The sequence below is a fragment of the Streptomyces sp. 11-1-2 genome, assembly GCF_003595545.1.
Lineage (GTDB): Bacteria > Actinomycetota > Actinomycetes > Streptomycetales > Streptomycetaceae > Streptomyces > Streptomyces hygroscopicus_B.
In genome coordinates this window covers 8,886,014-8,903,452 of record NZ_CP022545.1, presented here as the reverse complement: position 1 = coordinate 8,903,452, position 17,439 = coordinate 8,886,014, and the positions used below count along the sequence as shown (strand labels likewise).

Sequence of the window (17,439 nt, the reverse complement as noted above, 5' to 3'; positions counted from 1 at the left end):
ACCATTCAAGCGAGCGCGTCGTGTCCACCACAAGGGTTTCGACACCATTCGACAAAGAAGCCCTGTGCCGGTCCGCCTCCGAGGGCGGCGCCAACTCTCTTGCTACGACTGGGGTATGGGCATCGCGGGGTCCGCGCCGCCAGCCGCCCCGGACGCCCCGGACCCGCCGGTGGCCCCGGACAAGCCCGTCGCGCCGGTGAGGCCCGTCGGCTCGGCCGCGCCCTCGGCCCCGGCCGGCGTCCTCGTCACCGGCCGTGCCGCGATCGCCCGCCACCACGGCTCCAGCGGCAGCCCCTGCCCCGGCTCGAACGGCTGCCCCGGACGCGGAACGGCCACGTTCGCCCCGGCCTCCTCCGCCGCCGACACCGTTCCCTCGGCGGGCTCCTCCCACGGGTGCGGGGCGAGATTGAAGGTGCCCCAGTGGATCGGCAGCATGATCCCCTTCGCCGGGTCCCCGCCCTGCAGATCGAGGTGGGCCCGCATGCCCTCCTCGGGGGTCATATGGATGTCCGGCCAGTAGTCGGAGTACGCGCCGATCTGCACCATGGTCGCGTCGAACGGCCCGTACGCCGCGCCGATCTCCGCGAAACCGGGGAAGTAGCCGGTGTCCCCGCTGTGGTAGACCCGGTGCTCGGGACCGGCCACCACCCAGGAGGCCCACAGGGTGTGCTGGGTGTTGCGCAGCCCGCGCCCACAGAAGTGGCGGGCCGGAGTGGCGGTGAGCGTGAGCCCGGCGACCTCGGTGGACTCATGCCAGTCCAGCTCGGTCATCCGGTCGGCCGGGACGCCCCAGCGCTCCAGATGGGCGCCGACCCCAAGCGGGACGACGAACATGGCGTGGCTCCGCACCAGCGCCCGGATCGTGGGCATGTCCAGGTGGTCGTAGTGGTCGTGGGAGATGACCACCGCGTCCACCGGCGCCAGTTCCCGCAGCGGCACCGGCACCGGATGCAGCCGCTTGGGCCCCACCATCGAGAAGGGCGAACAGCGCTGGCCCCATACGGGGTCGAACAGCACCCGCCGCCCGTCGATCTCCGCGAGGACGCTGGAGTGCCCCATCCAGGTCAGCCGCAGCCCGGAGGCGGGCGGAGTGGCCAGATCGGCGACGGTGGTGGGGTGCACCGGCACGGTCCCGGCCGGGGCCCTGCGGACACGCTCCTCCTTGCGGAAGTAGGTGGACGCGAACTTCAGCATCGAGCCGGACGGGCCGGTGCGGGCGCCCACCGGGTTGACGAACACACCGTCCGCGAAGTTCGGCGACCGCCGGATGCGCTCCATCCGCTCCCCAGTGGGATCCGCCCCGAAGGCGGCGGGGCGCAGGGCGGCGGCGAGCCGGGAACGTGTCGGATGGGAGCCGGTCACGGATCCTCCAGGGGGAGAGGGCGGGGGCACTCCAACGCGCGGTGCCGTTGGGCTGCAATCACACAACTCTCACGAGGGGTGACCTTGTTCCGGAACGGTGCGCTCGGCCGAGGTGAACGACAACACCAGATGGTCCTCCAGCGGGCGGTAGCCGAGACGCTGGTAGAGGGCGTTGCTGGTGGGGTTGTCGAGATCCGTGAAGAGCAGGACCTCCTGCACCCCGGCGGCCCGCGCGGCCCGGCTCACGGCGGCCGTGGCGGCGCCCGCGTAACCGCGTCCGCGCAGCTCAGGCGGGGTGTAGACGAGGGCGACCCGGGCCATGCCCGCGACCGTACGGCTGATCCCGGCGCAGGCCACCGGCCGGCCGTCGAGCTCCCACAGCGTGATCCCGTCGTGGCTGAGCTTGTCGTCCACCTGGGCGGCGACATCGTCCATCAGCGCCCGGGTCTCGCGGGCGAACCTCTCGTACCAGGTGAGCAGCAGATCGCGGTCGGCGGCGGTGGCGGTCCGGGGGCGCCCGGGCGGGGCGGGATCGGGCGGGGTGAGGGTGGAGAGCCGGTAGAGCCGGTGGCTCTGCTCGACGCCGCTCACCGCGCCGGTGAGGCCCGCCCAGGCGGTGGCGAAGGTCTCGGCGGTCTCGCGCCCGGCGTTCACCCCGGTGATCCGCCGCTCGCCGTCCCCCGCGAGGGTGCGGGCGAGGGCCCGGGCCGCCCCGCCGGGCAGCGGGGAGAGCAGCGGAGGGTAGGGCGGGGTGCACAGAAACGCGCCCTCCACCGAGCCCTCCTCGGCCCACCATCCGTAGACCGGCGGCTGCTCGCCGTATCTGCCGCTGCCGCCCGCCACCAGGGAGGAGACCACTGTGAGCAAGGTGGTGTGCCGGGCCGGGCGGGCGCCCAGAAAGTCGCCCGCCGCGGCCCGGAACTCATCGAGGTCGTACGTCACCGTCCACGCCATGTGCTCCAGGCTGGCGCGGAGCGGCGGAGCGGCGCACCTCAATTTCCTCGCTTCCGACCGGATGACCGCTCGGCGGCCCGGTCAGCCGCCGCTCAGCAGCTCAGGTTGGAGCCGGGGGTGGTGCCGAGTATCTGGACGAACCGCTGGTAGGCGTCGATCCGGCTCTGCACCTGGCCGGGGTTGCCGCCGTTGCACTCCAGGCTGCCGTTGATGGCGCGGATGGTCTCACCGAAGCCCCGCTGGTTGACCATGGCGTCGTGCGGGGTCATCGAGCCGGCCCCGGTCTGGGTGTTCCAGAACCACAGGGCGGTCTTCCAGGACACCGCGGCGTCCTGCTCCACCAGCCAGGGGTTGCCGAGCAGATCGATGCCGAGTGCGTCGCCCGCGGCCTTGTAGTTGAAGTTCCAGCTGAGCTGGATCGGTCCACGGCCGTAGTACGCCGCCTGGCCCGCGGGGCAGCCGTAGGGCTGGCTCGAGTCGCAGTAGTGCGGGTAGTTGGAGGTGTTCTGCTCCACGATGTGGACCAGGCCGCCGGTCTCGTGGTTGACGTTGGCCAGGAAGGCGGCCGCCTCCTGCTTCTTGACGGTGTCGCTGCCGGTGTTGGCGAAGCCGGGGTAGGCGCTCAGGGCGGCGGTCAGGCCCTGGTAGGTGTAGAACGAGTTCCGGTTCGGGAACATCTGGTTGAACTGCGCCTCGCTCACCACGAAGCCGCTCGGGTTCTGGCCCTCGCCGCCGCAGTTGAAGGGCTCCCAGTACCAGGTGCTGATCACCGGGTCATAGCCCGGGTTGTCGTGCTCCGCGCGGTAGTACTTGCCGTCGGTGTACCGGACGATGTCGCCGGTGACGTACGCCCTGCCCGCGGCCCAGTTCGGGTAGTCGCAGGCCGCCTGGGCGGTCGTTCCCGCCGCCGAGGCGGACGAGGCCATGGGCATGACAAGCACACTCGCACACACCGCCGCGGTCGCCGCGAGCGGCGCCAGAACACGTCGTCTCCACATGAGGCCGATCTCCTTCGCGTGGGGGGCCCTGCAATGCTGAGGGACACTCAAGCGGCTTGGTCTATACCAGTCAAGGTATAGACCAAACCTTTGTGCCGGAATGAGCAAACGGACGGTCGTCGGAGCAAGTCCGGTAGCAGCGCGGGGATCTGACCTGGGATCAGGTCTCGCGTTCGGGGCGGTAGGTGTCGGCGTCCACCCCGAAGGTCCAGGCGACGCCCTCGCGGGCGGTCCGGACCCGGGGCGACGCCATCGCACTTGCCGCCGCAGTCGTCATTGCCGTTGCCGTTGCCGTCGTCACCGTCCGCTCCCCCGCTCTCAGTCCGCCACGACGCGCACGGCGCCCAGCATGTACTCCCGCTGGCGCACCAAGCGGTACCAGCCCCTGGGCAGCGGTATCGCCGCGTGCTCCTCGTGCACCACCCGCCCGCCGTCGGGGAGATGGCGTTACGAGACGCCGAACGGGCCCGACTCGCGCACCAGCGCGCCCGGCCCGACCACCGCATGGGCGTGCCCGGTCACCTCGCTGAGCGGGAGCACGACGAGGACTCCAGTGCCACCGGCACCGGAGTTCCTGTTCGATCCCCCAGCCGGACCGCCCCGGAAGCCGACCAGGCAGACGGGTAGTCCGATATCGCTTCTCCGGATGTTGCGCGTGACTTCGCCCGAACCGACCTCAGTACTTCTGTCGGCCACCCGGGTAACGGACCGGCTGACGGCACTCCGGCGCATCCGCAGGCGCAGGTTCGTCGCTGAGCGCATAACACAAGGCGGCGGCCGCAGTCTCACGTGTCTCTGATCGAGAACAGAAAGCGGAGAGTCACCAGCGCGGATGTCATCACCCGCATCGCGGGAGGGCTTCAAGTGCCAGACGAATTGCGCGGACTGCCAGAGCGCCGAAAATCCGTTTCAGCTTCTTGGGGTCCTGACCCTGAATTGAGCGATCGCATCGTGCATGTTCATCGGACCGGACATATTGACGTCCGATCTGCCGATTGGATCGCTCGTGTACTCGCCGAGCACCGCCGAGCCGAAGATGAGGTTGGCGGGAAGGATCTCTGGCCAGTTGTTCGGTCTCAGCTCAATGCTGTTACCGCGCTCTTGCCGGGCGCCTCCGGTGCCGTCGCCGACAAGTTGCTTGTGCTTGCCGCTGAACATGCACACTGGCTCTCGTGGGTCGCTGCTGGCGAGGGGCAGCGAGGGCCCTCGCCAGCATGGCTAGACCTGGCCTACGGTTGGGCACTCGACGCGGGATCAGCCGATATGACCTCATGGGTCACACGCGTGCGGTCGTACTACACGCTGAACCATGGCGACCCGGTACGAGCCCTACGGACGGCCGAAATCGCACAGCAGGCCCCCGGTGGGCTCTGCCCTGCCACAGCTTCCATCGCCGCACATGCAACTGCTGTGGCGGCGGCTGCAGTCGGGGAGCGGGATCGAGCACCCCGACTCGCTGAACGGGCCTATGGCCTCGCACTGCAAATCTCGACGGCCGAGGAACGGCCAAGCTGGTTGTACTGGCTCAGCCCAGTTCGGGCAAAGCTTCTGCTGGGCGAGGCCGCATACGCGGCACGTGACTGGTCAACCGCCGTCAGCGCCTTCAAGGAGAGCTTGGTGGAGCTTGAAGGCTATCCACGTGATCACGCGTACTACCGCGCCCAACTGGAAGACGCCCGCAGACGAGCCTGACCAGGACCGTTACCCCGTACGACCGGTTTCTCGCCAAGTGCGGGGAGCTGGCCGCGCGCGGGGGGCGCCACAGCGTCGGCATCGTGGGGCTGCCCGACCATCTGGACCGGGCCCGCCAACTGCGCGCCGATCTCCCCGGCCAGGTGTACCTGTGGGTGAACGCGGCCGAGGGCCATACCTACACGGACGCCGAGGCGGCCGAGTGGACCGCGCTGGATCCGCTCTTCCGCTACAGCCGCCATCCGCACCGAAGCGCCGGTCTGCCATGCCGGACCGGCGCCTCGGTGATCTCGGTGGACGGCGACGGCACGGTGCGCCGCTGCCATTTCGTCCCCACGGAACTGGGCAATCTCTACGACGGGTCGTACCGCGCGGCGCTACGGCCCCGTCCCTGTCCGCTTTCCGTCTGCGACTGCCATATCGGCTATGTGCACCTGGAGTCGCTTCCCCTGTACGACGTGTTCGCGGGCGGAGTGCTGGAACGCGTCCCGGCGCCGCCCCCGCCGGTCGGTTCGTGGTCGGTCGGTCACACTGTTTCCCCCTCGATCCCCCTGGTCACGACGAGCGTCACAGAACCGGACGTCACAGAAACAGAAAGTCCGCTTCCCCGGCCTTCGCCCCCTGGATGAAGCGTTTCATCTCCACCGGGGTGTAGATCAGTGCCGGTCCGTCCGGATCGGTCGACTGGCGCAGCGCCACCCGCCCGTCCTTCAGCCTCATCGCCTCGACGCAGCTTCCCCCGTTGCCGCCACTCCAAGGCTTGTGCCAGCCCTCGCTACCGAGGTCCCTTGCCGGCATGCCGCTGTAGACGCGGCTCCCGCATATGCGATCCATCGTTCAGATCTCCTTGCGAATGCGACTCAGAATGGCCTGAGTCGTCTGTGCAGGCGCGGCCTGCGCGCACATCCGGTCCAGGGCCTCCAGGAATGCCGATACGTCATCGCGCTGGTCGAAGTAGGAGCCGCTGACCAGCGACTCCGTATACGCGATATCCGGCAGCTCCGGGATCGGGAACCGGAAGATATGGAAGGGGCCGTACATCGCCGGGTGCGGGCCGGCGTCGAACGGCATGATCTGCAGCCGGATATGAGGGGCCTCCGCCTCCTCGATCAACCGCGCGATCTGGGCCCGCATCGTCTCGGAACCGCCGATGGGGCGACGCACCACCGTTTCGTCCATGACCACCCACAGCATCGGCGGGTTGTCCCGGGTGATCAGGGCCTGACGTTCCATACGGAGGGCGACGTTGCGCTCGATCTCCGACTCGGGCGCATGCGGCATGCCCGCGCGGAGCACCGCGCGGGCATAGTCCTCGGTCTGCAGCAGCCCGGGAATGTAATGCGGCTCGTAGGCCCGGATCAGATTGGCCTCGACCTCCAGGCTCACGAAGGTGTTGAACCACTCCGGCAGGACGTCGCGGAACCGGTGCCACCAGCCGGCCTTGTTGGCCTCGCGCGCGAGGGAGAGGAACCCCTCGACCTCCTCGGGGTCGGCGACACCGTACGTCCGCAGCAGCTTCTCGACGTACGGGAGCTTCAGGCCGACCTCGGCCTTCTCCATCCGGCGGATCGTGGCATGCGTGACGTCCAGGGCGCGCCCGGCCTGCTCGAACGACATCCCGGCCTTCTCCCGAAGGTCCTGGAGCCGCTTGCCGAGCACGACTCGCAGGACGGTCGGGGCTCCGCCCGCCCGCGCATCCGCCACTACCGTTCCCCTCCAAGTACCTTCACGACACAGCAGTCTGGCATGGGCTCAGCATTCCGAACAGCCTGCGCTTGCGATTCTGTAATTTACAGATTGAACCTTGCCATACGCGAGCGTGACAGAGCATAGTGTCGGCGTGGCTCCTTCCTATGAGGCTCTCCGGTTAGGGCGCGGCGGCACCGTGGTCGCTCCGCCCCGCCACGACGTGTTTCGTCTGCCGGCGCTGAGCACGTCCGTCGCCGAGGCGAGAAGGCATGTCGTCCGGCGGCTGCGCTCATGGGGCATCGACCAGGACACCCGGGACAGCGCGGAGTTGATCATCTCCGAGCTGTTCACCAACGCGGTGCGCCACACCTCCAGCGAGGAGGTTCGCTGCTCACTGCAGCTCATAGGGACCCGGCTGCGGCTCGAGGTGGCCGACCAGGGATGCGCCCGTACGGTGCCGGAGGCCAGGTCGGTGACCGCGGACCAGGAGGGCGGCCGCGGGCTGATGCTGGTGGAAGCACTCTCGGAGGCCTGGGGGGTCAGGCCGAACCAAGGGGGCGCGGGCCGCGCCGTCTGGGCCTATCTGGCGACGTAGTGGCTCCGCGACGCCACGACCGTACGGACGGGCACGGACGAGTACGACTCACCCACGACGCACGCACGATCCAGGCACGACGCACCCACGACCTACGTACGAGCAGGCACGGCGCGACGCGACGTTCGGCGGCCAAAGCGGCGCGAGCACAGGTGCTCGGAACGAGCGGTGCCGAGGGAATAGGGGCAGCGACAGCGCACGAGGCGGTCAGCCTCGGGGCGCCAACGGGGGTCTGCCCCTATTCCTCCGGGACCGCTTCCGGTCACGGAACGTTCAGGGCCGCAGCGGCAGCAGATCGGGCCGCTTGGGCTCCACATGGTCACCCGACGACTCACCGCGCAGTCGTCGGCCGATCCAGGGCACCAGATATTCGCGCGCCCAGTGGATGTTGTCCCGGCGCACCTCGGCGGCGGTGCGCTGCCCCTCCGGGGGCCAGGGCTGATCGGGGTCGGCGGGGACGTCGAGCCCGAGCACCTGACCGGCCCTCAGCGCGACCCGGGTGTGCCCGTCCGGCGACAGATGCAGCCGGTCGGCGTCCCAGGCCCGGCGGTCCTGCACCGAGCGCAGCGACCACAGGTCGAGCACCGGGCAGTCGTAGCGGTCGGCGATCGCCCGCACATGCGCCGTATACGTGGCGATCTTGCCCCGCAGATGACGCAGCACCGGCACCCCTCTGGTGTCGAAGCCCGTGCACACCAGCACCGTGCCCACCCGCGCCTTGAGGTCGGCGACGGCCGCCTCGTAGCGCTCGGCGACATCGTCGGGGTCGCTGCCGGGGCGCAGGATGTCATTGCCCCCCGCACAGAAGGTGACCAGATCGGGGCCGAGCTCGATGGCGCGCGCCACCTGCTCCGCGACAATCTGGTCAAGGAGTCGACCGCGTACGGCCAAATTGGCGTAGCGGAAATCGTCGTGAGGTCGTTGGTCGGACAGCAGGACCGCGAGCCGGTCGGCCCAGCCGACGAACACTCCATCAGGATCGGGGTCGCCGACGCCCTCGGTGAAGCTGTCGCCGACCGCTGCGTACGACCCGATGGAACCGTTGCTGAATCTCTCCTTATCGTCTGCCACGTCGGGACATCTTTCACCCGACGGCGTGACTTACGCCACCGTAACCAGGGCTTGACGTGGGGTGATCTATCCCACCTGGTCAGTTTTGGCGAAGGTGGAATACGGCGGCGTCCAGGTCGCCGCCCAGCCCGGTGCGCAGGCCCCGGTGCGCGAGCACCGCTCCCCGGTGCACCGCCCCGGTCTCCAGATCCCGGTAGGTGGCCGCCGGGTCGAGCCCGCGCAGCCGCAGCGGGGGCGGTCCGTCGCCGTAGTGCTGCGCCTGGATCCAGGCCAGCACCACGGTCTCCTCGCCCCGTACGTACTGCACCGCGCTGAGCCCGTCGCCCTCCGGCGGCCGCAGCCGGTACAGCTCACCGTGCTGGACGACCGGGCGCACCCGCTTGTAGAGCGCCACCCAGTCGCGGGCCTCGGCGAGTTCCGCCTCGCTCCAGCGGGTCAGATCGCCGCCGACGCCCAGCACCCCGGCCATCGCGCTGACGAAGCGGAAGCGCAGCGAGCTGACGCGTGCGTTGCCCATGGCGTTGGGGCTGTCGGTGACCCAGGCGGCCATCACCCGGGCCGGGTGGAGCTGGCTGAAGCCGTGCTGGATGGCCAGCCGGTCCAGCGGGTCGGTGTTGTCCGAGGTCCACACCTGGTCGGTGCGGCCCAGGACGCCCAGGTCGATCCGGCCGCCACCGCCCGAGCAGGACTCGAAGGCGACCCCGGGGTGTGCCGCGCGCAGCCGCTCCAGCAGCTCGTACAGCCCGCGTACGTGGTCGATCCACAGCCGCCGCGGATAGGCGTCGCCGGGCCAGCCGGCGTCCGAGAAGGAGCGGTTGAAGTCCCATTTCACGTAGTCGATGGGCGCGCCGCTCAGCAGGGTGTCCAGCCGCTCCCAGAGATACGCGCGCACCTCGGGGCGGGCGAGGTTGAGCACGAGCTGGTTGCGGAATTCGGCGCGGGCCCGGCCGGGGTGGTGCTGCACCCAGTCGGGGTGGGCGCGGTAGAGGTCGCTGTCGGGGTTGACCATCTCGGGCTCGACCCAGATGCCGAACCGCATCCCCAGGGCGTGCACCTCGTCGGCCAGCGGCTTCAGCCCGTGCGGAAAGCGGTCCGGGTTGACCGTCCAGTCGCCGAGCCCGGCCCGGTCGCTGGTGCGCGCCCCGAACCACCCGTCGTCGACGACGAACAGCTCGACGCCCAGGGTGGCGGCCAACCGCGCGAGCGAGCGCTGCTGCTCCTCGCTCACCTCGAACTCGGTGGCCTCCCAGGAGTTGTAGAGCACCGGCCGGGACCGGTCGGCGCCGGGGACCACCCGGGCGAGCTGCCAGGCGTGCCAGGCGCGGCTGGCGGCCCCGAAGCCGCCGTCGGTCCACAGCCCCGCGAAGACGGGGGTGGTGAACGACTCACCGGGCGCGAGGAGTAGCTGTCCCGCGTCGTCGTGGCCGACCCCGCCGACCGCCTGGACGGCGCCGTCGGCCAGCCGCTGGACGGCGATCCGCCAGGCCCCGGACCAGGCGAGCGCGCAGCTGTGCACCTCGCCGCTCTCCTCGGTGGCCTCCCCGCCGTCCAGGGCGATCCAGGGCAGATGATGGTGGCTGGTGTGGCCCCGGCGGCTGCCGATCACCTTCTCACCGGGGGTGAGCTCGGTGCGGGCCAGCCGGCTCTCGGCGGCCCAGCGGCCGTGCAGATGGGACAGCCGCCAGCGGTCGCGCGCCGGGAGCGACCAGGCGGCGGAGTCGGCGCGCAGCAGCTCCACGGGCTCCTGACCGGCGTTGCCGGTGTGGGTGAGGGTGGCCCAGCGCTCGATGACATCGCCGTCGTCCCGCATCCGGTAGTGGAGGGTGATGTCGAGGTGGTGCAGCGGATCGTGGAAGCGCAGCCGCAGCTCCTGGCCGGTGCCGGGGTCGAGGACGGTGCCGCTGCTGAAGCGCCACTCGGTGCCGCGTACGCCCCCGGCGTGTACGGACAGGGCGGGGCGGGCGAAGCGCGGGCCGCCCTCCACGGGGTACTCCTCGCGCCCGTCCAGCGGTGATTCGAACGGCCGCTCCGGCGGCCCGGGCTCGGCGGCGAGGGCCTCGGCGTCCTCGACCGCGATCCTCGGCCCCCAGTGGAGATGAAGCAGTTCATCACGGTCGGTGACATGCAGGGCATAGCTGCTGTGCCGCCCCGAGAGCACCCAGAGCCGACCGCTTCCACCGGGTTCGATCATCGCGCTCCCCCAATTCTCCACAGGTGTCAACATGATCGGGGAGGGCGGGTCGGTGCGGCAATGCCCTCGCACCGGCAGCGGCAATGCCCCCGCACCGGCAGGAGACCGATTGCCCGCTGCACCCATGTCGTATGGTCGGCTTCAGCCCGCCTCGTCGACGAGCCGCGTCGGCGGCCGATGGTGAAGGAGAGCCCGTGACGCAGCAGTCGCAGTCGCCGCAGGTCCCCCAGGCCGAAACTCAGCTGGTGGGGGTACGCAACTTCCGTGATCTCGGCGGACTGCCGGCTGCCGACGGCCGCCGTGTGCGGCCCGGCGTACTGTTCCGCAGCGGCCATCTCGCCCATGCCACCGAGACGGACACGGCCTTCCTCGACGCGCTCGGCCTGCACACCGTCTTCGACTTCCGCAACGCCGCCGACATCAAGCTGGAGGGTCCGGACGTCACGCTCAGCGGGGTCCGGAACGTCAATCTGCCGCTGTCCGACCCGGCCGACGGTGCCGGGTTCTGGACGATGGTGCGCGAGGGCGATCTGGACACCCTGCGCAAGCTGCTCGCCGAGGGCCGGGCCGAGAAGCGCATGATCGGCTCCTATCGCGGGATCATCACCACCCGGATCGTCGAGCACGGGCGGATCCTCAGCGATATGGCGGAGGACAGCTCACCGGTGCTGATGCACTGTTCGGCCGGCAAGGACCGGGCGGGACTGTCCATCGCGGTGACCCTGCTGGCCCTCGGCGTCGACCAGGAGGCCATCGAGGCCGACTACCTCGCGTCGGCCGCCGCCCACCGGCGCTACAAGATCTGGCGCAAGGGCGATCCGGCGGACGGCTCCGACCCGATGTCCCCCGAGGTCATGGCGCTGCTGCTGCCGCTCTTCGACGCGCGCGCCGAATATCTGGCGGCGGCCTTCGCGACCATCAAGGAGACCTGGGGCGGCACCGACCGCTATCTCACCGAGGGGCTCGGCCTCACCCCCGAGCGGCGCGAGCGGCTCCGCGAGCGGCTGCTCACCGGCTGACGGCACCGCCCCGGGGCCGACAGCGACAGCGCCGGCCCCGGGGCTCACGGCTCACGGCTCACGGCTCACGGCTCACGGCTCACGGCTCACGGCTCACGGCTCACGGCTCACGGCTCACCACATGGTGTCGGCCCCGGCCTCGGGTTCGGTGACCCAGCCCGCCGTCAGCACCAGACCGGTGGCGCGGTGCACGGCCAGGAAGCCGAACGGCCGGTCGTACCGCACGCTGATCAGCTTCACCTTCTGCCGCGGCGGCGCCGACCCGGGAGCCATGGAGAACGCGGTCACCGCCGCCGCCCAGAAGCCCTCGGCGCTGAACGAGGCGGTCATGGACTGCTCTCCGGAGGACAGCGCCAGCGCGGCCGGGCTGATCCCCGGGAAGTGGCCGCGCGCGGTGTCCTGGGCGGTACGCAGCCCGAACAGCTCGGCCCGGCGCAGCAGATCGTGCCGGGCCTTTACGGTGAACTGCGGGGTGGTCAGCATCACCCGGGGAGTGGGGTCCCAGCTCTCGACCTCCATGACCTGGACTCCGGGCCCGGCCGCGCCCGGCGGCAGCGCCGAACCGGGCCATCCCGCGTACCGCCCGGCCACCGCGCCGATTCCGGCCTCCAGCACCTCGCCGCCCGGTGCGTCCTCGGCGCCGAGGACCAGATGCACATCCAGCCCGCTGCCGCCCGCGATCCCGGAGAGGGTGAGCGGACCGGCGGGGGTGTCGGGGACGACCCGCAGCACCCCGTCGAGGTCGTCCGCGGACCGGCTGAGCCCGGCCAGCGACCGGCCCTGCCACGGTCCGTTCTTGGGCATCAGCCAACCCGGCTGGAACGGCTGCAGCCAGGCTGTCCGCACCGTGAGCGCTCCGGCCAGCACCAGCTGGGTGGCGGGGCTGAGCGGCACCGGCATCTCGGTGATCGCGCCCTGGGTGCACCGGGACGCCCAGGCGTCCAGCTCCTTGCGGTCGTGCTCGGTGTCCCCGGTGAGCGCACCCCGTACGCCCGGCGGCAGCGCGGCCTCCCACTCGGACCGGATCGGCAGGTCCTGACGGGTCCACAGGCCGGTGGCGGCGTCGACACCGGCCATGCCGTCCAGCGCCCCGAGCAGCTCGCCGCCGAGCGCCGTGGCCCGGTCGGCGCCGACGCCCAGCGCGTCCTCCAGCTCCTGGCGGGCCGGACCGCCGGCGCCGCCCGCGAGCAGGGCGAGCAGCGGCCAGACCCCGGTGGCCGCGAAGACCGTGCCCTCGTCCGCCACGGCGGCCCGCGCCCACCTCGCCGTCATCGTGTTGACGGCCTGTACGGCGGTCGCGTCGATCATGCCGGATCCCCCATCGGTCAGCGGTTGGCCACCGCCTGCTTGACGAGAGTCCGGCCGAACTCCCACATCAGGCCGCCGCCCTGGTGTGCGTCGTCCATGACCGCGGTGAACGCCTCGACGAATCGGTCCACTTCCCGCTCGCCGATGATCAGCGGCGGAATCAGCTTAATGACCTCCAGATGGTCCCCGGACACCTGGGTGAGGATGCGATGGCGCCGCAGCAGCGGGACGACGACCATCTGCGCGAACAGCCCCTTGCGCGCCGTCTGCAGCATCGCCCACCGGCCGCGCAGCCCCAGTGAGCTGGGTCTGCCGAACTCGATGCCGATCATCAGCCCCCGGCCGCGGACGTCGTGCAGCAGCTCGTAGCGGTCGACGAGCGCGGCGAGGCGCTCGCGCAGCAGGTCGCCGGTGCGGCGGGCGTTGGCCACGATCTGCTCGTCCTCCATGACGGCGAGGACGGCGAGCCCGGCCGCCATGGCCTGGGCGTTGGCGCCGAAGCTGGCCGAGTGGACCAGCACCCGGTCCATCGAGGAGTAGACCTTCCTGAAGATCCAGTCCTTGCCGAGGGTCGCGCCGACCGGCACATAGCCGCCGGAGAGGGCCTTGGCCACGCACACCAGATCCGGTTCGACGCCGTCCTCGTGGCTGTAGGCGAAGAAGTCCCCGGTGCGGCCGAGGCCGGTCTGCACCTCGTCCGCGATGAGCAGCGCCTTGTGGCGGTGGAGCAGCTCCTGCGCGGCGCGCAGAAAGCCGGGCGGGGTCTCGTGCACCCCCTTGCCCTGGATGGGCTCCACGACGAACGCCGCCACGTCTCCGCGCGCCAGCTCCCGCTCCAGCGCGTCGAGATCGCCCATCTCGATGGCGGTGTCGGGCAGCAGCGGGGCGAACCCCTTGCGGAAGCCGTCCTCGCCGTTGACCGACAGCGAGCCGGTGGTGAGCCCGTGGAAGGCGTGGGCGCAGTAGAGGATGCGTGGCTTACGGGTGGCGTAGCGGGCGAACTTCAGGGCCGTCTCCACGGCCTCGGTGCCGCTGTTGCCGAAGAAGACCCGGTCCAGATGCGGGGCGTGGACCAGCAGCCGCTCGGCCAGCAGACCGGGCAGCGGCTGGCAGTCGAAACGGGTCAGATCGGCCAGGTCGGCGTCCAGGACGTCATGCAGCGCCTTGCGGACGACGGGGTGATGGCGGCCCAGGCCCATCACCCCGAAGCCGGCGAGCATATCGAGGTAGTCCTGGCCCTCGTCGTCCCAGAAGTACGCGCCCTCGCCCCGTTCGTAGACCTTGTCGAATCCGATGGTCTGCAGCATCCGGGGCAACTGGTGGTTGAGATGCCGGGTGTGCAGGTCGTACCGCTCCGAGGCGCGCTCGGCCAGCAGCTTCCCGAGGTCGAAGCCCGAACCCCGCTGCTGCTCGGCTGCTGTCATGCCTGGCTCTCCTTGGCGGCGACGGTACGGGCCCGGGCGGCGGTACGGGCCTCGGCGGAAGTGCTCGCACGCTCCGGGCGGACCGCGATACGGGTCAGGGCCGCCCCGATCCGGCCCGCGATCTCGGCCGGGGTGAGCCCGATGTCGGCGAGCACCTCACCGCGCTTGGCATGGGCCAGGAACTCCTCGGGGATGCCGAACGTCCGCACCGGCAGGTCGACTTCGGCGTCCCGCAGCGTCTGGGCGACCGCCGCGCCCACTCCGCCGGTGCGCACATTGTCCTCGACGACGGCCACCAGCCGGTGGCGCGCCGCGAGTCCGGGCAGCTCGGGGTCGACGGGCTTGACCCAGCGCGGATCCACGACCGTGCAGCCGATGCCGCGCTCGGCCAGCAGCTCGGCGGCGCGCAGCGCGACGGTGGCCATGACCCCGGCCGCGACGAGGAGGACGTCCTCGCCCCGGCGCAGGACGTCCATGCCGCCGACGCGGTCGATCGCCGCGATGGGCTGCCCCACCGACTCCTTGGGGAAGCGGATGACGGTCGGCGCGTCGTCCACGTCGATCGCCTCGCGCAGCTGGGCGCGAAGCTGGTCGGCGTCGCGCGGGGCGGCGATCCGCAGCCCCGGCACCACCTGGAGGACGGACATGTCCCACATGCCGTTGTGGCTCGGCCCGTCGGTGCCGGTGACACCGGCCCGGTCCAGGACGAAGGTCACCCCGCAGCGGTGCAGGGCGATATCCATCAGCAGTTGGTCGAAGGCGCGGTTGAGGAAGGTGGCGTAGACGGCGAAGACCGGGTGGAGCCCGCCGGTGGCGAGCCCGGCCGCCGAGACCGCCCCGTGCTGCTCGGCGATGCCGACGTCCCACACCCGCTCGGGATACGCCTCGGCGAAGCCGGCGAGGCCCACGGGGTGCAGCATCGCGGCGGTGAGGGCGACCACATCGGGCCGCTCGGCGCCGATCCGCACCATCTCCTCCCCGAACACCGAGGTCCATGAGCGGCCGCCGGAGGGGATGAGGGGCGCGCAGGTGAGCGGGTCCATCGCGGCGACGGTGTGGAAACGATCCGCCTCGTCCTCCAGCGCGGGCCGGTAGCCCCGGCCCTTCTCGGTGAGGCAGTGGACGAGGACCGGGCCGTGGAACCGCTTGGCGCGGCGCAGGGCCGACTCGACCGCCTCGGTGTCATGGCCGTCGATGGGGCCGACGTACTTCAGCCCGAGGTCCTCGAACATGCCCTGCGGCGCGAAGGCGTCCTTGAACCCCTTCTTGGCGCCGTGCAGCGAGCCGTACAGCGGCTGGCCGACCACGGGGGTGCGCTGCAGCACCTCCTTGCCCCAGGCCAGGAAGCGCTCATAGCCGTCGGTGGTGCGGAGGGTGGCGAGGTGGTTGGCGAGCCCGCCGATGGTCGGCGCGTAGGAGCGCTCATTGTCGTTGACGACGATGACCAGCGGGCGGTCCCGGGCGGCGGCGATGTTGTTGAGCGCCTCCCAGGCCATCCCGCCGGTCAGCGCCCCGTCCCCGATGACGGCGACGACATGGTCGGTGGCGCCGCGCACCTCATTGGCCTTGGCGAGGCCGTCGGCCCAGCCCAGCACGGTGGAGGCGTGGCTGTTCTCGATGATGTCGTGCTCGGATTCGGCCCGTGACGGATAGCCGGACAGTCCGCCCTTGTGGCGGAGCTTGGAGAAGTCCTGGCGGCCGGTGAGCAGTTTGTGGACGTAGGACTGGTGGCCGGTGTCCCACAGGATGCGATCGGCGGGCGAGTCGAAGACGCGGTGCAGGGCTATGGACAGCTCGACCACGCCCAGATTCGGTCCCAGATGGCCTCCGGTCCTGGCCACCGCGTCGATCAGGAACTCCCTGATCTCCTGGGCGAGCACGTCCAGTTCCTCACCGGTCAGCGCCTTGAGGTCGTGCGGGCCCCGGATGTTCTCCAGCAACGGCATGGTCGGTTCCCCTCCTCGGTGTATCAGCTCACGGTGACGTCCGGGGTGCCCGACGGGACCCCCTCGTCCTCCATGCGCCGTGCGATGTTCATGGCCTCGTCGATCAAGGTCTCCACGATCTTCGACTCCGGCACGGTCTTGATGACCTCGCCCTTGACGAAGATCTGCCCCTTGCCATTACCCGAAGCGACACCCAGATCCGCCTCACGCGCCTCACCGGGGCCGTTCACCACACACCCCATGACCGCCACCCGCAGCGGAACCTCCATACCCTCCAGACCGGCCGTCACCTCATCCGCCAGCTTGTACACATCCACCTGCGCCCGCCCACACGACGGACACGAAACAATCTCCAACCGCCGCTGCCGCAGATTCAACGACTCCAGAATCTGGATCCCGACCTTGACCTCCTCCGCCGGAGGCGCCGACAGCGAGACCCGGATCGTGTCCCCGATCCCCTCACTCAGCAGCGCGCCGAACGCCACCGCCGACTTGATCGTCCCCTGGAACGCCGGACCCGCCTCCGTCACACCCAGATGCAACGGATAGTCGCACTGCGCCGCGAGCTGACGGTAGGCATTGACCATCACCACCGGATCGTTGTGCTTCACCGAGATCTTGATATCCCGGAAACCATGCTCCTCGAACAGCGAGCACTCCCACAACGCCGACTCCACCAACGCCTCCGGCGTGGCCTTGCCGTACTTCTCCAGCAGCCGCTTGTCCAGCGACCCCGCGTTCACCCCGATACGGATCGGCACACCCGCATCCGACGCCGCCCTCGCGATCTCCTTGACCTTGTCGTCGAACTGCCGGATGTTCCCCGGATTCACCCGCACCGCCGCACACCCGGCATCGATCGCCGCGAACACATACTTCGGCTGGAAATGAATGTCCGCGATCACCGGAATCTGCGACTTCCTCGCGATCACCGGCAACGCGTCCGCGTCATCCTGCGACGGACACGCCACCCGCACGATCTGACAGCCCGACGCCGTCAGCTCCGCGATCTGCTGCAGCGTCGCCCCGATATCCGCCGTCACCGTCGTCGTCATCGACTGAACCGAGATCGGAGCGTCGCCACCCACGGCCACCGGACCGACCTGGAGGCGGCGCGAGATCCGGCGTGGTGCGAGCGGCCTGCCCGGCATGGCGGGCAGGCCGAGCGCGACCGGTTGCGCTGAACTCAT

At 70.5% G+C, this 17,439-nt stretch carries 15 protein-coding genes and 2 pseudogenes; 3 read left to right on the top strand and 14 right to left on the bottom strand.

Going from position 1 to position 17,439, the window contains the following annotated elements; all coding sequences use genetic code 11:
- Positions 1 to 102 precede the first annotated feature (102 nt).
- The 6 genes and pseudogenes from CGL27_RS38175 to CGL27_RS50415 form a co-directional block, all read right to left on the bottom strand.
- Entirely contained in the window at positions 103 to 1,362 is a 1,260-nt protein-coding gene (locus tag CGL27_RS38175) for an MBL fold metallo-hydrolase (RefSeq protein ID WP_119992220.1), read from the bottom strand.
- A gap of 69 nt (positions 1,363 to 1,431) precedes the next feature.
- Entirely contained in the window at positions 1,432 to 2,316 is an 885-nt protein-coding gene (locus tag CGL27_RS38170) for a GNAT family N-acetyltransferase (protein ID WP_119992219.1), read from the bottom strand.
- Between the two features lie 92 nt (positions 2,317 to 2,408).
- Positions 2,409 to 3,314 carry a glycoside hydrolase family 19 protein gene (locus CGL27_RS38165; RefSeq protein ID WP_014056086.1) on the bottom strand — a complete coding sequence of 302 codons (906 nt, stop codon included), beginning with the start codon at positions 3,312 to 3,314 and terminating at the stop codon, positions 2,409 to 2,411.
- Between the two features lie 160 nt (positions 3,315 to 3,474).
- The gene (locus CGL27_RS52515; protein WP_240450785.1) at positions 3,475 to 3,591 is read right to left on the bottom strand and encodes a cytochrome P450; all 117 of its coding nucleotides are present in this window, start codon (positions 3,589 to 3,591) and stop codon (positions 3,475 to 3,477) included.
- Positions 3,592 to 3,632: 41 nt separating this feature from the next.
- Positions 3,633 to 3,857 (bottom strand): annotated as a pseudogene (locus CGL27_RS38160) (hypothetical protein); the annotation flags it as partial.
- A gap of 366 nt (positions 3,858 to 4,223) precedes the next feature.
- Complete coding sequence (locus CGL27_RS50415; RefSeq protein ID WP_162953158.1) at positions 4,224 to 4,472, bottom strand: hypothetical protein; 249 nt, start codon at positions 4,470 to 4,472, stop codon at positions 4,224 to 4,226.
- Between the two features lie 545 nt (positions 4,473 to 5,017).
- Between CGL27_RS50415 and CGL27_RS38150 the strand changes: the two are divergent.
- Positions 5,018 to 5,635 (top strand): annotated as a pseudogene (locus CGL27_RS38150) (STM4011 family radical SAM protein); the annotation flags it as partial.
- On the opposite strand, the gene CGL27_RS38145 reads toward CGL27_RS38150, so the two are convergent.
- On the bottom strand, positions 5,589 to 5,840 hold the full coding sequence (locus CGL27_RS38145) for a DUF397 domain-containing protein (RefSeq protein WP_078639994.1): 252 nt from the start codon (positions 5,838 to 5,840) through the stop codon (positions 5,589 to 5,591). The pseudogene CGL27_RS38150 and the gene CGL27_RS38145 overlap by 47 nt on opposite strands.
- 3 nt (positions 5,841 to 5,843) lie before the next feature.
- Positions 5,844 to 6,710, bottom strand: coding sequence for a helix-turn-helix transcriptional regulator (locus CGL27_RS38140; protein WP_078639995.1), 867 nt, complete (start codon positions 6,708 to 6,710; stop codon positions 5,844 to 5,846).
- Positions 6,711 to 6,846: 136 nt separating this feature from the next.
- On the opposite strand from CGL27_RS38140, the gene CGL27_RS38135 reads away from it, so the two are divergent.
- Positions 6,847 to 7,290, top strand: coding sequence for an ATP-binding protein (locus CGL27_RS38135; RefSeq protein WP_240450784.1), 444 nt, complete (start codon positions 6,847 to 6,849; stop codon positions 7,288 to 7,290).
- Positions 7,291 to 7,563: 273 nt separating this feature from the next.
- Here the strand turns inward: CGL27_RS38135 and CGL27_RS38130 are convergent, their stop codons facing one another.
- Complete coding sequence (locus tag CGL27_RS38130; RefSeq protein WP_078639997.1) at positions 7,564 to 8,361, bottom strand: SGNH/GDSL hydrolase family protein; 798 nt, start codon at positions 8,359 to 8,361, stop codon at positions 7,564 to 7,566.
- Between the two features lie 79 nt (positions 8,362 to 8,440).
- On the bottom strand, positions 8,441 to 10,552 hold the full coding sequence (locus CGL27_RS38125) for an alpha-galactosidase (RefSeq protein ID WP_119992216.1): 2,112 nt from the start codon (positions 10,550 to 10,552) through the stop codon (positions 8,441 to 8,443).
- A 194-nt stretch (positions 10,553 to 10,746) separates the two neighbouring features.
- Here CGL27_RS38125 and CGL27_RS38120 point away from each other — a divergent pair, with 194 nt between their 5' ends.
- A complete protein-coding gene (locus CGL27_RS38120) occupies positions 10,747 to 11,571 on the top strand; it encodes a tyrosine-protein phosphatase (RefSeq protein ID WP_119992215.1) in 825 nt (274 codons plus the stop codon).
- Between the two features lie 114 nt (positions 11,572 to 11,685).
- Here the strand turns inward: CGL27_RS38120 and CGL27_RS38115 are convergent, their stop codons facing one another.
- From CGL27_RS38115 to ispG, 4 genes are read right to left on the bottom strand one after another with little or no spacing between them, the layout of a single operon-like run.
- Complete coding sequence (locus CGL27_RS38115; protein WP_119992214.1) at positions 11,686 to 12,879, bottom strand: serpin family protein; 1,194 nt, start codon at positions 12,877 to 12,879, stop codon at positions 11,686 to 11,688.
- 17 nt (positions 12,880 to 12,896) lie between these two features.
- Positions 12,897 to 14,303 carry an aspartate aminotransferase family protein gene (locus CGL27_RS38110; RefSeq protein WP_119992213.1) on the bottom strand — a complete coding sequence of 469 codons (1,407 nt, stop codon included), beginning with the start codon at positions 14,301 to 14,303 and terminating at the stop codon, positions 12,897 to 12,899.
- Positions 14,300 to 16,249, bottom strand: a complete 1,950-nt coding sequence (gene dxs, locus CGL27_RS38105; protein ID WP_119992212.1) for a 1-deoxy-D-xylulose-5-phosphate synthase — start codon at positions 16,247 to 16,249, stop codon at positions 14,300 to 14,302. Before dxs ends, CGL27_RS38110 begins: the two co-directional genes overlap by 4 nt.
- 23 nt (positions 16,250 to 16,272) lie before the next feature.
- Positions 16,273 to 17,439, bottom strand: coding sequence for a flavodoxin-dependent (E)-4-hydroxy-3-methylbut-2-enyl-diphosphate synthase (gene ispG, locus CGL27_RS38100; RefSeq protein WP_119994757.1), 1,167 nt, complete (start codon positions 17,437 to 17,439; stop codon positions 16,273 to 16,275).